The 14,995-nt window shown below is 58.4% G+C and carries 11 protein-coding genes; 1 reads left to right on the plus strand and 10 read right to left on the minus strand.

What is annotated here, in order from left to right; genetic code table 11:
• Positions 1 to 29: 29 nt before the first annotated feature.
• The 10 genes from EB809_RS03365 to sdhC all read right to left on the minus strand — a co-directional run bounded on the left by EB809_RS03365 (position 30) and on the right by sdhC (position 12,920).
• Positions 30 to 1,244 (minus strand): tryptophan--tRNA ligase, encoded by a 1,215-nt coding sequence (locus tag EB809_RS03365; protein WP_190294813.1) that lies wholly within the window; start codon positions 1,242 to 1,244, stop codon positions 30 to 32.
• 229 nt (positions 1,245 to 1,473) lie between these two features.
• Positions 1,474 to 2,346, minus strand: coding sequence for a succinate--CoA ligase subunit alpha (gene sucD, locus EB809_RS03370; protein ID WP_123633401.1), 873 nt, complete (start codon positions 2,344 to 2,346; stop codon positions 1,474 to 1,476).
• Positions 2,346 to 3,512, minus strand: a complete 1,167-nt coding sequence (gene sucC / locus EB809_RS03375; protein WP_123633402.1) for an ADP-forming succinate--CoA ligase subunit beta — start codon at positions 3,510 to 3,512, stop codon at positions 2,346 to 2,348. The genes sucD and sucC overlap by 1 nt, the downstream gene beginning before the upstream one ends.
• 306 nt (positions 3,513 to 3,818) lie before the next feature.
• Complete coding sequence (gene lpdA, locus EB809_RS03380) at positions 3,819 to 5,261, minus strand: dihydrolipoyl dehydrogenase (RefSeq protein ID WP_123633403.1); 1,443 nt, start codon at positions 5,259 to 5,261, stop codon at positions 3,819 to 3,821.
• A 38-nt stretch (positions 5,262 to 5,299) separates the two neighbouring features.
• Positions 5,300 to 6,532, minus strand: a complete 1,233-nt coding sequence (odhB, locus tag EB809_RS03385; RefSeq protein ID WP_123633404.1) for a 2-oxoglutarate dehydrogenase complex dihydrolipoyllysine-residue succinyltransferase — start codon at positions 6,530 to 6,532, stop codon at positions 5,300 to 5,302.
• Between the two features lie 26 nt (positions 6,533 to 6,558).
• Positions 6,559 to 9,396 (minus strand): 2-oxoglutarate dehydrogenase E1 component, encoded by a 2,838-nt coding sequence (locus tag EB809_RS03390; protein ID WP_123633405.1) that lies wholly within the window; start codon positions 9,394 to 9,396, stop codon positions 6,559 to 6,561.
• A gap of 316 nt (positions 9,397 to 9,712) precedes the next feature.
• The gene (locus tag EB809_RS03395) at positions 9,713 to 10,417 is read right to left on the minus strand and encodes a succinate dehydrogenase iron-sulfur subunit (RefSeq protein ID WP_123633406.1); all 705 of its coding nucleotides are present in this window, start codon (positions 10,415 to 10,417) and stop codon (positions 9,713 to 9,715) included.
• A 14-nt stretch (positions 10,418 to 10,431) separates the two neighbouring features.
• Entirely contained in the window at positions 10,432 to 12,204 is a 1,773-nt protein-coding gene (sdhA, locus tag EB809_RS03400; protein WP_123633407.1) for a succinate dehydrogenase flavoprotein subunit, read from the minus strand.
• Positions 12,205 to 12,207: 3 nt separating this feature from the next.
• Positions 12,208 to 12,552: a succinate dehydrogenase, hydrophobic membrane anchor protein gene (gene sdhD / locus EB809_RS03405; protein ID WP_123633408.1), complete on the minus strand. Its 345-nt coding sequence runs from the start codon at positions 12,550 to 12,552 to the stop codon at positions 12,208 to 12,210.
• Positions 12,546 to 12,920, minus strand: coding sequence for a succinate dehydrogenase, cytochrome b556 subunit (gene sdhC / locus EB809_RS03410; protein WP_123633554.1), 375 nt, complete (start codon positions 12,918 to 12,920; stop codon positions 12,546 to 12,548). The genes sdhD and sdhC overlap by 7 nt, the downstream gene beginning before the upstream one ends.
• Positions 12,921 to 13,624: 704 nt before the next feature.
• Here sdhC and gltA point away from each other — a divergent pair.
• A complete protein-coding gene (gene gltA, locus EB809_RS03415) occupies positions 13,625 to 14,899 on the plus strand; it encodes a citrate synthase (protein WP_123633409.1) in 1,275 nt (424 codons plus the stop codon).
• Positions 14,900 to 14,995: the final 96 nt, after the last annotated feature.

Below are 14,995 nucleotides of genomic sequence, written 5' to 3' on the forward strand. Positions count from 1 at the left end.
GCTCCCGGGCCAGTGGTTGTCCACCGCGATCAGCGGTAGGACAGCCCCATGGCATGACGCACTTCGTCCAGAGTTTCCCGCGCCGCATCGCGCGCATGCTCGCAGCCTTCCTCGATAATCGAGCGAATCAGCTCCGGATTGCTTTCGTATTCCCTGGCCCGCTCATGCAGCGGACGCTGTTCTTCAACGATGGCGTCGATCAGCGGCTTCTTGCAGTCCAGGCAGCCAATACCGGCGCTCCGGCAGCCGGTCTGAACCCATTCCTGGGTGTCGCTGTCGGAATAGACCTTGTGCAGCCCCCAGACCGGGCACTTCTCCGGCTCGCCCGGATCGGTCCGACGAACCCGCTGCGGATCGGTCTGCATGACGCGGATCTTCTGTGCGACGGCGTCCGGCTCTTCGCGCAGGCCAATGGTGTTCTGGTAGGACTTGGACATTTTCTGACCGTCCAGGCCCGGCATTTTGGAATCCGGCGTCAGCAGTGGTTGCGGCTCCGGCAGAATGACCTTACCGCCACCCTCGATGTAGCCGTAGAGGCGCTCACTGTCGCCCATGGAAATGTTCTGCTGCTCCTTGAGCAAGGCCCGAGCCCGGTCCAGGGCTTCCACATCGCCCTCTTCCTGGTACTTGCGCTTCAGCTCGCGATAGAGCTTGGCGTTCTTCTTGCCCATCTTGGTGATGGCGGCCTCCGCCTGCTCTTCGAAGCCCGGCTCACGACCGTAGATGTGATTGAAACGGCGCGCGATCTCGCGGGTGATCTCCACGTGCGACACCTGATCGGCACCCACGGGCACCCGGCCGGCCCGGTACATCAGGATGTCGGCACTCTGCAGCAGCGGATAGCCGAGGAAGCCGTAGGTGGCGAGGTCTTTCTCGCGCAGCTTTTCCTGCTGGTCCTTATAAGTCGGAATCCGCTCGAGCCAGCCCAGTGGCGTAATCATTGACAGCAGCAGGTGTAGCTCCGCGTGCTCCGGCACCTTGGACTGGATAAAGATGGTCGCAGACCCCGGATTGACACCCGCGGCCAGCCAGTCGATCACCATCTCCCAGACGCTGGACTCGATACCACGGGTATCGTCGTATTGCGTGGTCAGCGCGTGCCAGTCGGCAACAAAGAAAAAGCACTCGAATTCATGCTGGAGTTTGACCCAGTTTTTCAGCACACCGTGGTAATGACCAAGATGCAGTTTTCCGGTGGGACGCATACCAGACAGCACGCGCTGCTGGGGATCTACAGAACTCAAAGCATGAACTCCTTAATGGATGATACTGGAACGCTCGGTTTTCGCCTGACGGCGGTCCGATCTACCGTATTGTCTTCGCCGGGATTATAACGGATGTGGCGGTCAGGTTAACGATAAACCCGCGCCCATCACAGACCCTCTCGCCGCAAAGTCAGCCCAGTTTAAACGAAAAAGCCCCCGCTCTCTCCCCGACGGGAGAAAACAGGGGCTCTTTTTCAGGCGTTGGCTCTTACCAGCCAGTGACCTCTTTCAGCGCCTGGCCGATTTCGGCCAGACTGCGAACGGTCTTGACGCCCGCATCTTCCAGGGCCGCAAACTTGTCGTCTGCCGTGCCCTTGCCACCGGCAATGATCGCACCGGCGTGGCCCATGCGCTTGCCCGGAGGCGCCGTCACACCGGCGATGTAGGACACGACCGGCTTGGTCACGTTGTCCTTGATGAAGGCCGCGGCTTCTTCTTCGGCCGTACCGCCGATCTCACCGATCATGACGATCGCCTGAGTTTCCGGGTCGTCCTGCAGCAGCTTCAGCATGTCGATGAAGTTGGAGCCCGGAATCGGGTCACCACCAATACCGATACAGGTGGACTGGCCGTAGCCGAAGTCGGTGGTCTGCTTGACCGCTTCATAAGTCAGGGTACCGGAACGGGAAACGATACCGACCTTGCCCTTCTTATGGATGTGGCCCGGCATGATGCCGATCTTGCACTCGTCCGGAGTGATCACGCCCGGGCAGTTCGGGCCGATCATGCGAACGCCTTTGCGATCGACGTACTCTTTCGCGTAGAGCATGTCGATGGTCGGGATGCCTTCGGTGATGCAGACAATCAGCTCAAGGCCAGCGTCCGCCGCTTCGATGATGGCATCCTTACAGAAAGGCGCCGGCACGTAGATGACGGTTGCCTGTGCGCCTGTGGCTTCAACCGCTTCGCGAACGGTGTTGAAGACCGGCAGACCCAGGTGCTCGGTACCGCCTTTCCCGGGAGAGACACCACCAACCATTTTGGTGCCGTACTCAATCGCCTGCTCAGAGTGGAAGGTGCCTTGTGCACCGGTAAAACCCTGGCAGATCACTTTGGTGTCTTTGTTAATCAGGACGCTCATTACTTACCTCCCGCGGCTTTAACGACTTGCTGTGCAGCATCCGTCAGACTGGTAGCCGCGATGATGTTCAGGCCACTGTCTGCCAGTACTTTGGAACCCAGTTCGGCATTGTTGCCTTCCAGGCGAACCACGACAGGTACTTTCACGCCGACTTCTTTCACGGCGCCGATGATGCCTTCCGCGATCATGTCGCAACGGACAATACCGCCGAAGATGTTAACCAGAACGGCCTTGACGGCGTCATCGGACAGGATGATCTTGAACGCTTCGGTCACACGCTCTTTGGTCGCGCCACCCCCCACGTCAAGGAAGTTGGCCGGCTGACCGCCGTTCAGTTTCACGATGTCCATGGTGCCCATGGCCAGGCCAGCGCCGTTAACCATGCAACCGATGTTGCCTTCCAGAGCGACGTAGTTCAGCTCCCACTTCGCGGCATCGGCTTCGCGCTGATCTTCTTGGGAAGGATCGTGCATCTCGCGAATCTGCGGCTGACGGTACAGGGCGTTGCCGTCAACGCCGATCTTCGCGTCCAGGCAGTGCAGGTTGCCTGCCGGGGTGATGACCAGCGGGTTGATTTCCAACAGGGCCAGGTCCTTGTCTTCGAACAGCTTGGCCAGACCCAGGAAAATCTTGACGAACTGCTTGATCTGGTCGCCCTTCAGGCCCAGTTTGAAAGCCAGCTCACGGCCCTGGTACGGCTGTGCGCCGACCAGCGGATCGACTTCCGCTTTCAGGATCTTCTCAGGGGTTTCCTCGGCCACCGTCTCGATCTCGACACCACCTTCGGTAGAGGCCATGAAAACGATACGACGTGAGCCACGATCAACAACCGCACCCAGGTACAGTTCCTGGTCGATGTCGGTCAGATCTTCAACCAGGATCTTGCTGACCGGCTGACCCTTTTCATCCGTCTGATAAGTGACCAGGTTGCGGCCCAGCCAGTACTCGGCAAACTCGCGGATCTCGTCCTTGCTGCTGACCAGCTTGACGCCCCCGGCCTTGCCCCGGCCGCCTGCGTGAACCTGGGCCTTCACAACCCAGCGCTCACCGCCAATCTCAGCAGCTGCAGCGACGGCGTCCTGCGGAGTCTCGCAGGCGATGCCTTTGGAAACCGGCAGGCCGTATTCAGCGAACAGCTGCTTGCCCTGATATTCGTGCAAATTCATAGCGTTGTCCCACTCTTATATGGAGGATAACCATTTCAGAAGACACTGGCCGACAGGGCTGTACCGCCCCACCCGCCATTGGCTTCACTCTGGGATACGAACCCGCGTGGTGCGAATTCTGTTCGGGCGCGTCAGTTCTCGTTGAGACACACCCTGATCCGGCCGGGCTGGACTTTCCAACGCCTGAACGTCAGCACAGGCTGACGTTCAAAGGCCAGATCGGGAGAGGTCTTCAGACACTGAGCGCCTCGTTGCGCCCCTCTCCGTCTGTACAAGTTGGGCCGGATTTACCGGCCCACTGACTTCTTATTTTTTCTTGCGCTTGTTGGCGACGTGGATTGCGCCGTCGCCCACTGCAAGGGCTGCCTCGTGCACGGACTCCGACAGGGTCGGGTGCGCGAAACAGGTCAGCGCCAGATCTTCGGCGCTGGAACCGAATTCCATGGCAATCACGCCCTGGGCGACGATTTCAGACGCCTGGGGACCGGTGACATGGAAACCGAGAATGCGATCGGTCTTCTCGTCGGCAATGATCTTGACCATACCGGTGGCCGAGTTGGCCGCCATGGCACGACCGTTGGCCGCAAACGGGAAGGTGCCAACCTTATAGGCTTCGCCTTCGGCCTTGAGCTGCTCTTCGGTCTTACCCACCCAGGCGACTTCCGGGAAGGTGTAGATGACGTTCGGAATGCAGTCGTAGTTGACCTGCGGCTTGTGGCCGGCGATGCGCTCAACCACCATGATGCCTTCTTCAGAGGCTTTGTGCGCGAGCATCGGGCCGCGAACCACGTCGCCGATCGCCCAGACGCCCGGTGCGTCAGTCTGGCAGTAATCGTCAACGAAGATGAAACCGCGTTCGTCCAGGTTCACACCGCTGTCTGCAGCCAGCAGGTTGTCGGTGTTCGGACGACGGCCCACCGCAACGATCAGTTTGTCGAACTTCTGTTCCTGCTCGCCTTTGGCGTCTTCATAGGTCACGTTGACCAGATTACGCTTGACACTGGAACCGGTGACACGAGCCTTCAGCTTAATGTCCAGGCCCTGTTTCTTGAACTGCTTCAGCGCGTCCTTGGCGACCTGCTGGTCAACGGCCGGCAGGAACGTATCCAGCGCTTCCAGAACGGTCACTTCGGAACCCAGACGGGCCCAGACGCTGCCCAGCTCCAGACCGATGACACCGGCACCGATCACGCCCAGACGCTTGGGCACCTTGTCGAATTCCAGAGCACCTTCGGAATCCACGATGAACCCTTCGGTCATCGGCGCCGGCGGAATTTCGATCGGGTTGGAACCGGTGGCAATCACCACGTTGTCCGCTTCGTAGGTCGTGGTCTTGCCGTCGTTGTCGGTCACTTCCACCTGACGGTTCGCCAGTACGCGACCGCGGCCGTGAATCGGCGTAACGCCGTTGGCCTTGAACAGCTGCGCGATACCGCCGGTCAGCTGCTTCACGATACCGTCCTTGCGCTCCATCATCTTGGCGACGTTGATGGTCGGATCCTTAACTTCGATCCCCTGGTCGGCAAAGCTGTGGCTGGTTTCCTCAAACTTGTGGGAGATTTCCAGCAGCGCCTTGGACGGGATACAACCCACGTTCAGACAGGTACCACCCAGCACCTGTTGCTTGCCGTCTTTGGAAGTCCAGTTTTCAACACACGCGACTTTCAATCCCAGCTGGGCGCCCTTGATGGCAGCTACGTAGCCGCCAGGCCCAGCACCGATGACGATGACATCGAACTTATCAGACATGTTCTATCCTGTTTCTCTAAATGTGTTGATGAACCGGTTCAGACGTCCAGCAGAATACGCGCCGGATCTTCGAGCATTTCCTTGATGGCCACCAGGAACTGAACCGCTTCCTTGCCGTCGATCATGCGGTGATCGTATGACAGTGCCAGGTACATCATCGGCAGGATTTCAACCTGACCGTTCACCGCCATCGGGCGTTCCTGGATCTTGTGCATACCGAGGATGGCGGTCTGCGGCGGATTCAGGATCGGTGTGGAGATCAGGGAACCGAAGATACCACCGTTGGTGATGGTGAAGGTGCCGCCGGTCATCTCCTCGATGCCCAGTTTGCCGTCACGCGCCTTGGTGCCGTACTCGATGATCGTCTTCTCGATATCGGCCAGCCCCAGACCGTCGACGTCGCGCACAACCGGCACAACCAGACCGCGGTCGGTGGACACGGCCACGCCGATGTCCTGGTAACCGTGGTAAACCATGTCGTTACCGTCGATGGACGCGTTGACCGCCGGGAAGCGCTTGAGGGCTTCGGTAGCCGCCTTGGCGAAGAAGGACATGAAGCCCAGTTTGACGCCGTGACGCTTCTCGAACGTTTCCTTGTACTGCTTGCGCAGCTCCATGACCGGCTTCATGTTGACCTCGTTGAACGTGGTCAGCATGGCGGCACTTTGCTGGGCATTGACCAGACGCTTGGCGATGCTGGCACGCAGACGGGTCATCGGTACCCGCTTCTCGGCACGCTCGCCGGTCGCAACGTCGGCCGCCGGCGCCGCTGCGGCGGGCGCACTCGGTGCCGGAGCAGCCTGACCGCCGGAAGACACGTGCTTCTGCACGTCTTCCTTGGTGACGCGGCCATCTTTGCCGGTACCCTTGATGGCGTTGGGATCGACGTTATTTTCTTCGGCCAGCTTGCGGGCCGCCGGACTCAGGATGGCTTCGCCGCCGGACGATGCGCTGCCTTGCTCGGCTTTCGGCGCTTCCGCTTCGTCAGAAGAACCTTTGTCATCGTCTTTTTTGGCCGGCGCGGAACCTGCAGCGCCTTCCTTGAATTTACCGACGACCTCGCCGCTTTCCACGGTATCGCCTTCATCCTTGACGATTTCCTCGATCACGCCGTCAGCCGGCGCGACCACTTCAAGGACAACCTTGTCGGTTTCGATATCGACGATCAGTTCATCGCGTTCACAGGCTTCACCCGGCTTCTTGTGCCAGGTCGCGACTGTGCCCTCGGCAACAGATTCTGGAAAAACAGGGGCTTTGATTTCAGTTGACATCTCGGATCCTTAAATTCGGTAACTCGTCAAACTTCGAACGCGTCGTTAACCAGTTTTTTCTGCTCTTCAATGTGGACCGAGAGGTGTCCGCATGCCGGTGCGGCGGACGCGTCCCGACCTGCATACTGAAGATACAGTTTCGGATTATGGCGGTGCAGTGCCTGGCGCATGTGGTGCTGGCTGGAGTACCAGGCGCCCTGGTTCATGGGTTCTTCCTGACACCAGACTGCGTGGGTCAGCTTGGAGTACGGCTTGAGAACCTCGTCCAGGTCGTCCGCCGGGAACGGGTAAAGCTGCTCCAGACGCACAATGGCAACATCATCCCGCTCGTCGGCCTTCTTCTTCTCCAGCAGGTCGAAATAGACCTTGCCGCTACAGAGAATCAGCCGACGGGCTTTCTTCGGATCCGTCGGTTCCTTCTCCGGCAGCACGGTCTGGAAGGTGCCTTCGGTCAGGTCGTCCAGGCCCGAAGTGGCTTCCTTGTGACGCAGCAGACTCTTCGGTGTGATGGCAACCAGCGGCTTACGCAGCGGACGCTTCACCTGGCGACGCAGCATGTGGAACACCTGCGCTGGGGTGGTGGGCACGCACACCTGGATGTTGTGCTCGGCACACATCTGCAGGAAGCGCTCCAGACGCGCAGAACTGTGCTCCGGCCCCTGCCCCTCATAGCCGTGTGGCAGCAGCAGGGTCAGGCCACAGAGGCGGCCCCACTTGTGCTCACCGCTGGTGAGGAACTGGTCGATCACCACCTGGGCACCGTTGGCGAAGTCACCAAATTGGGCTTCCCAGACGATCAGGGCGTCCGGCGTGGTGGTCGAGTAACCGTATTCGAACGCCATGACCGCTTCCTCGGAAAGGAGCGAATCATAGATCTCGAACAGAGGCTGCTTGTCCGACACGTTTTCCAGCGGGATGTAGGTATCGCCGCCCTTCTGGTTATGCAGCACGGCATGACGGTGCGAGAAAGTGCCTCGACCAACATCCTGGCCGGTGATGCGGATCGGATGGCCTTCATTCAACAGCGTCGCATACGCCATGACTTCGCCATAACCCCAATTGATCGGCAGTGCGCCCTGGGTCATTTTATTGCGATCGTCGACGATCTTGGACACTTGGCGCTGGACCGCGAAGCCTTCGGGCAACTGTCCCATCTTCTTGCCGATACGCTGCAAGGTTTTCAGAGCGACGCTGGTCTTGCACTTGGCTGTCCATTCGTGCCCCAGGTAGGGTTGCCAGTCCACGTAAAGCGCCTTGTTCGGCTCTTTGACCAGCGACTTGACCACGTGATCGCCCTTGTCCAGCGCATCACGGTATTCGAGCTCCATCGACTTGGCTTCGTCTTCGCCGATCACACCGGCATCGACAAGCTGCTTGGCGTAAAGCTCTCGCGTGGTCTTGCGCTTGCGAATCTTCTCGTACATCACCGGCTGCGTGGCCGACGGCTCGTCCGCCTCGTTGTGGCCCCGGCGGCGGTAGCACACCAGATCGATCACCACATCGCGCTTGAACTCGTTGCGATAGTCCATCGCCATCTGGGTGGCAAACATGACCGCTTCAGGATCATCACCGTTCACGTGTAGGATCGGCGCCTGAACCATCTTGGCGACGTCGGTGCAGTATTCCGTGGAGCGGGCGTCTTCCTGTTTACTGGTGGTGAAACCCACCTGGTTGTTGATCACAATGTGGATTGTGCCACCCACACCATAGCCCCGGGTCTGGGACATCTGGAAGGTTTCCATCACCACACCCTGACCCGCAAACGCCGCATCACCGTGCATGATAATCGGCAGCACCTGAGTACCGTCCGGGTCTTCGCGGCGCGTTTGGCGAGCGCGCACTGAACCCTCGACCACCGGCGATACGATTTCCAGATGCGACGGGTTGAAGGCCAGCGCGAGGTGAACCTCACCGCCTTCCGTCATCACGTTGGACGAGAAGCCCTGGTGGTATTTGACGTCACCCGAACCGGCATCCGCCAGCTTCTTGCCTTCGAATTCGTCGAACAACTCGCGCGGGTTCTTGCCCAGCGTATTGACCAGGACGTTCAGACGACCACGGTGGGCCATGCCGATGACGATTTCCTTGGCACCGTAGCTGCCGGCACGCTGGATCAATTCGTCGACGCAGGGAATCAGGCTTTCGCCACCTTCCAGGCCAAAGCGCTTGACGCCGGGATAGCGGGAGCCGAGGTATTTCTCCAGGCCTTCCGCAGCGGTCAGACGCTCAAGGATGTGACGACGGGTTTTGGTTTCATACTCGGGATGGGACCGAACCGGTTCCATGCGCTGCTGGAACCAGCGCTTGATGCGCGTGTCCACCACGTGCATGTACTCTGCGCCGATGCTGCTGCAGTAGGTCTGCTTGAGACCCTCTACAATATCGCGCAGCTTCATGGTCTCGGTGCCGAAATTCAGGGACCCGGTCTGGAATTCCAGATCCATGTCGGCGTCACTGAGATCATGAAAACCGATGTTCAGATCTTCGACGGTTTCACGTTCCCAGACCCCCAGCGGATCCAGGTTGGCATGCTGGTGCCCCCGGAAGCGATACGCATTAATCAGCTGCAGAACACGAATCTGCTTGCGATCGGCATCGGACGTTGCGGAAGCCGGAACGCCACTGGCGGCCAGTCGACGCTGGTTGCGGGAAATGTGTTCAAACTGTTCGCGGATCGCGGAAAGGGAGACATCCCTGCCCGAAGAGCCATCAACACGGGGCAGTTTGTCGAAATAGTTGCGCCATTCCTCGGGAATCGCGTTGGGATCGGTCAGATAGGTTTCGAAAAGCTCTTCAACATAGGTCAGATTCCCGCCCTGTAGGTGGGATGTCTGCCATAACTGCTCCATGATGCTTTCATGCATTTTGAATAGCTCACCTCGGACTGGAGCGGGGAGCAATCCACTGATGGCAAGGGGTTAACGACAATCGTCCTGAGGGGATTTCGACGACTGTTGCCACCACTGAACTGGCGCGGATGTTTTCCGTTCCCCGGTGGTTAAAACTCAGCAAAGCCGTGCCGAGAACCTTTTAAGTCCACGCCACGGCTTCCGTAGTGTGCCTTCCCCTACCCGCCTTTGGGTATTAGCCAATGGTGTAAGTCCTTATTTTGACTTCACCTTGGCGCTAGGAAGGCTGAATACATCAGAACAGTATAGCGCCTGTGTCAGCCTTTGCTGATCACGTCGCCCGCTGAAGCAGGAGATTCCGGATGTGGCCGATGGCCTTGGTCGGATTCAACCCCTTCGGACAGACACTGACGCAGTTCATGATGCCCCGGCAGCGGAACACGCTGAACGGATCATCAAGATTGGCCAGACGCTCATCCTGCGCCTGGTCCCGGCTGTCAGCCAGGAAGCGGTATGCCTGCAGCAGGCCGGCCGGACCCACGAACTTGTCCGGATTCCACCAGAAGGACGGACAGGAAGTGGAACAGCACGCACAGAGAATACACTCGTAGAGGCCATCCAGCTTCTCCCGCTCTTCCGGGGATTGCAGACGTTCGATTGCCGGAGCCGGATCGTTGTTGATCAGGTACGGCTGCACTTTTTCATACTGTTGGTAGAACAGGCTCATATCGACAACCAGGTCACGAATGACCGGCAGCCCCGGCAGTGGCCGGATCACGAGCTTGCCCTTCTTGACGACCTCAGAAAGCGGCGTGATACAGCCCAGGCCGTTCTTGCCGTTCATGTTGAGACCGTCGGAACCACAAACCCCTTCGCGGCAGGAGCGACGATAGGCCAGAGACGGATCCTTCTCCTTCAGGAGGTTCAGGACGTCCAGCACCATCAGATCCTTACCTTTAGGAATTTCCAGTTCAATATCCTGCATGTAAGGCGCGTTGTCAGTTTCGGGATTGTACCGATATACGCTTACTAACATTTCTGCGTCACTCCTTAGTAGGTCCGAATCTTCGGCTGGAAGGTATCCACCGTCTTCGGCGCGAAGTTGACATCACGCTTACCTACACGCTTCTCGAGCGGGAAGTACAGCGAGTGCTTCAGCCAGTTTTCATCATCACGCTCGGTGAAGTCGTTGCGTGCATGGGCACCGCGACTTTCCTTGCGCTCGATGGCTGAAACCGCAGTGGCATAGGCGACTTCATACAGGTTATCCAGCTCAAGCGCCTCAACACGGTCGGTGTTGAAGGCATTACTGCGATCGGTCAGCTTGGTCTTGCGAACCCGCTCACCCAGTTCATCCAGCTTCTTGAGCCCTTTCTCCATGCTCTCGCCATCCCGGAACACGCCGAAATAAAGCTGCATGGTGTTTTGCAGATCCTTGCGGACCTCGGCGACACTCTCGCCTTCAGAAGCGCTGTTCAGACGGTCAAGACGAGCCATGGCGCGCTTGATGTCTTCTTCAGTCGGCTCCATGACCTCGGAGCCTTCACGCAACTGCTTCTCGATGTGCAGACCCGCCGCACGACCGAAGACAACCAGGTCCAGCAGCGAGTTGCCGCCCAGACGGTTGGCGCCGTGAACAGACACACAAGCCGCCTCACCACAGGCAAACAGACCCTCGATGAAGGTGTCGTTGCCATTTTCATCCTGGGTAATCGCCTGACCACCGACGTTGGTCGGGATACCACCCATCATGTAGTGACAGGTCGGCACAACCGGGATCGGCTCTTTCACCGGGTCCACGTGCGCAAAGGTGCGCGACAGCTCACAGATACCCGGCAGACGCAGATTCAGCGTCTCTTCACCGAGGTGATCCAGCTTCAGCAGGACGTGATCCTTGTCCGGACCGCAACCACGGCCTTCCAGGATTTCGATGACCATGGACCGGGCAACAACGTCACGGCCCGCCAGGTCTTTGGCGTTTGGCGCGTAACGCTCCATGAAGCGCTCGCCCTCGGAGTTGATCAGGTAACCCCCCTCACCCCGACAGCCTTCAGTCACCAGCGTGCCGGCACCGTGGATACCGGTCGGATGGAACTGCCACATCTCCATGTCCTGAACCGGGAAGCCGGCACGCAGCGCCATGCCGATGCCGTCACCGGTGTTGATCAGGGCGTTGGTCGTTGAGGCGTAGATACGACCGGCACCACCCGTCGCCAGGACGGTGGCTTTCGACTTGATAAACGCCACTTCGCCCGTCTCGATTTCGATGGCGATGACACCCACCACCTGGTTCTTGCTGTTCTTGACCAGGTCAACGGCATACCACTCATTCAGGAAGGTGGTGCCACCTTTCAGGTTGGCCTGGTAAAGGGTATGCAGCAGCGCATGCCCGGTACGGTCAGCCGCCGCACAGGTACGAGCGGCCTGACCGCCCTTACCGTAATCCTTGGACTGGCCACCGAACGGACGCTGATAGATACGGCCGTTTTCAGTCCGGGAGAACGGGAGCCCCATGTGCTCCAGCTCGAAAACGGCCTGCGGACCCACCGAGCACATATACTCGATCGCATCCTGGTCGCCAATGTAGTCAGACCCCTTGACGGTGTCGTACATATGCCAACGCCAGTCGTCGTTGGGATCGGCACTGGCAATCGCACAGGTAATGCCACCCTGGGCGGAGACCGTGTGAGAACGGGTCGGAAATACTTTGGTGAGACACGCCGTGTTGACGCCGGACTCGGTCAGCTGAAGCGCCGCCCGCATGCCGGAGCCACCACCGCCGATGACGATGGCGTCGTAGGAAATGGTCTTCATATTAGACATGGATCAAAGCCCCCAGAGAATCTGTACGCCCCAAACGACATAGACAAACATCACCGCACCACAAAATGCCTGCACCAGAAAGCGCGGGGCTGTGGCCTTGATGTAGTCGGTTGTCACAGTCCAAAGACCAACCCAGGCGTGACCGCCAATCGACAGCAGCGCCATCAGGCTGAAAATCTTGAACCAGGTTTGATCGAACAGACCCGCCCAACTGGCGTAATCCACATCGGTGAACAGCACAAAGCCCAGCATGAAGAGCGTGTACAGCGCCAATACGTAGGCGGTCACACGCTGGATCATCCAGTCGTAGACACCACTGCGACCCAGATTCGTTACGCTGCTTACCATACCCAAACCCCCGCGAGAATGATCAGGATAACGGAAATAACCACGGTGGCCTTGGCGGCCAGACGGCCAGACTGCAATTCCTCACAGTAGCCCATGTCCATGATCAGGTGTTTGATACCGGCAACAAGGTGGTACAGCAGAGCAGACAGGATGCCCCAGATGATCAGCTTCGCCAGGAAGCTGTCCAGCAGGTTACCAACCGCATTGAAGCCTTCCTCTCCCGACAGGGAAAGCTGCAGGCCGTAAAGCATGAATGCAATACCGATGAAGATAATGATTCCGCTGATACGGTGCAGGATCGACGTGATCGCTGGCAATGGGAAATGGAACTTGCTGAGATCGAGATTTACTGGTCGTTTGCTATTCACAGCTCTCTCACACTCTCTTTTTGTCCGGTTCACAGACTGCTCGCCGGACGGATGGTTGGTGTAGTTGGGTGTTCTTCTTTGGATCAGAACAATGGAGGGAGAACAAGGCACTGACGAAACGTCGTCATTGGCGTTCCAGACTGGCATGTCCCCGATTCCGGGCTACGGATTATAAGGAGTGCCCCCCTGAATTACAAACCGGCAATCGACTGAAACCCCTCAGTGAGCGGGCAGTTAGGCGTCAATCGCCCTCATAGTTTGCATTAATATTTAGGAACCTACAAAATCCTTTCAGACCAAGGTCTAATCTCGGGAATTCCCTATTCCTGATCTCACAAACTACCCATTTCGCCACTATACATCATCGTGAATTCCTGCTTCATCCATTGACAATAAAAGCCAACTCCCTATATTTTGCCGCCACGCTTCAAAACTGTGTGTGTGCCCGACGTGGGGCGTGAAACACCAATCTGACGGTTTTTGCGGAATAACCAAGCAACTCATCCCCTGCACCCCGGTGCAGCCCGGAATGCCGCACCCGAAGGCTTTCCGGCCGTGACCTCGCGGAGTGATGTTGCAATAATATGCGTTTTCAAGAGAGCAACCGGCGGCGGGCAGAATGGCCTCCAGCCTGTCCTGCAGCACCGCCTGCGGCGTCTCCGGAAACCTTTCTAACGCTGGAAATGCTGATATAGGAGAGCACCATGACCGACAGGAAAGCACAGCTTTCGGTGGGTGATAAGTCAATCGAGCTGCCCGTATATGCCGGCACGGAAGGTCCAGATGTCATTGACGTCCGAGGTCTCGTCCAGGAAGGCGTCTTTACCTACGACCCAGGTTTTGTGTCCACTGCGGCCTGCGAGTCCAAGATCACCTACATTGACGGTGCCAATGGTGTTCTGTTGCACCGCGGCTATCCCATTGAGCAACTGGCGGAAAAGTCCGATTACCTGGAAGTCTGCTACCTGCTGCTCAACGGCGAACTGCCGAGTGCTGAAGAAGACGCCCGCTTCCGCGATACCGTCAAGCACCACACCATGATTCACGACCAGATGCGCCATTTCTTCAGCGGTTTCCGCCGTGACGCGCATCCGATGGCCATCATGTGTGGCGTCGTTGGTGCCCTGTCCGCCTTCTATCACGACCAGATGGACGTCACCAACCAGGAGCAGCGCGAAATCACGGCACACCGCCTGGTGGCCAAGATGCCGACCATTGCGGCGTGGTGCTACAAGTACGCCAACGGCCAGCCGTTTATCTACCCGCGCAACGACCTGAACTATTCTGAAAACTTCCTGCAGATGATGTTTGGCAATCCCTGCGAGGAGTACAAGGTCAACCCGGTCCTGGCCAAAGCCATGGACAAGATCTTCATCCTGCACGCGGACCACGAGCAGAATGCGTCCACGTCTACCGTGCGTCTGGCCGGCTCGACCGGTGCCAACCCGTATGCCTGTATTGCGTCCGGCATTGCTGCGCTGTGGGGACCGGCGCACGGCGGTGCCAACGAGGCGGTGCTGGACATGCTGGCCGAGATCGGCGACGAAGCCAACATCGAGCAGTTCGTGGCCAAAGCCAAGGACAAGGACGACCCCTTCCGCCTGATGGGCTTCGGTCACCGGGTCTACAAGAATTTCGACCCGCGCGCCAAGGTCATGCGTGAAACCTGTCACGAGGTCCTGGCCGAGCTGGGCCTGGAAAACGATCCGCTGCTGCGTATCGCCCAACGCCTGGAGCAGATCGCCCTGGAAGACGAGTACTTCGTCGAGCGCAAGCTCTATCCGAACGTCGACTTCTATTCCGGCATTATCCTGAAGGCGATCGGCATCCCGACCTCTATGTTTACCGTGATCTTCGCCATGTCGCGCACCATCGGCTGGTTCTCTCACTGGAACGAGATGGTCAGCGGCAACTACCGCATCGGTCGCCCGCGCCAGCTTTACACCGGCGCCAGCAAGCGCGACTATCCTGCAAAGTAATCGCTTTGCACGATCTGACGAAAAGGGCTGCACAGTGTGCGGCCCTTTTTCGTTGATACCGACTCAATCGCCGCTTCCCGGCGCGCAACTCTGGAT

This window comes from Marinobacter sp. R17, assembly GCF_003789045.1.
Lineage (GTDB): Bacteria > Pseudomonadota > Gammaproteobacteria > Pseudomonadales > Oleiphilaceae > Marinobacter_A > Marinobacter_A mangrovi.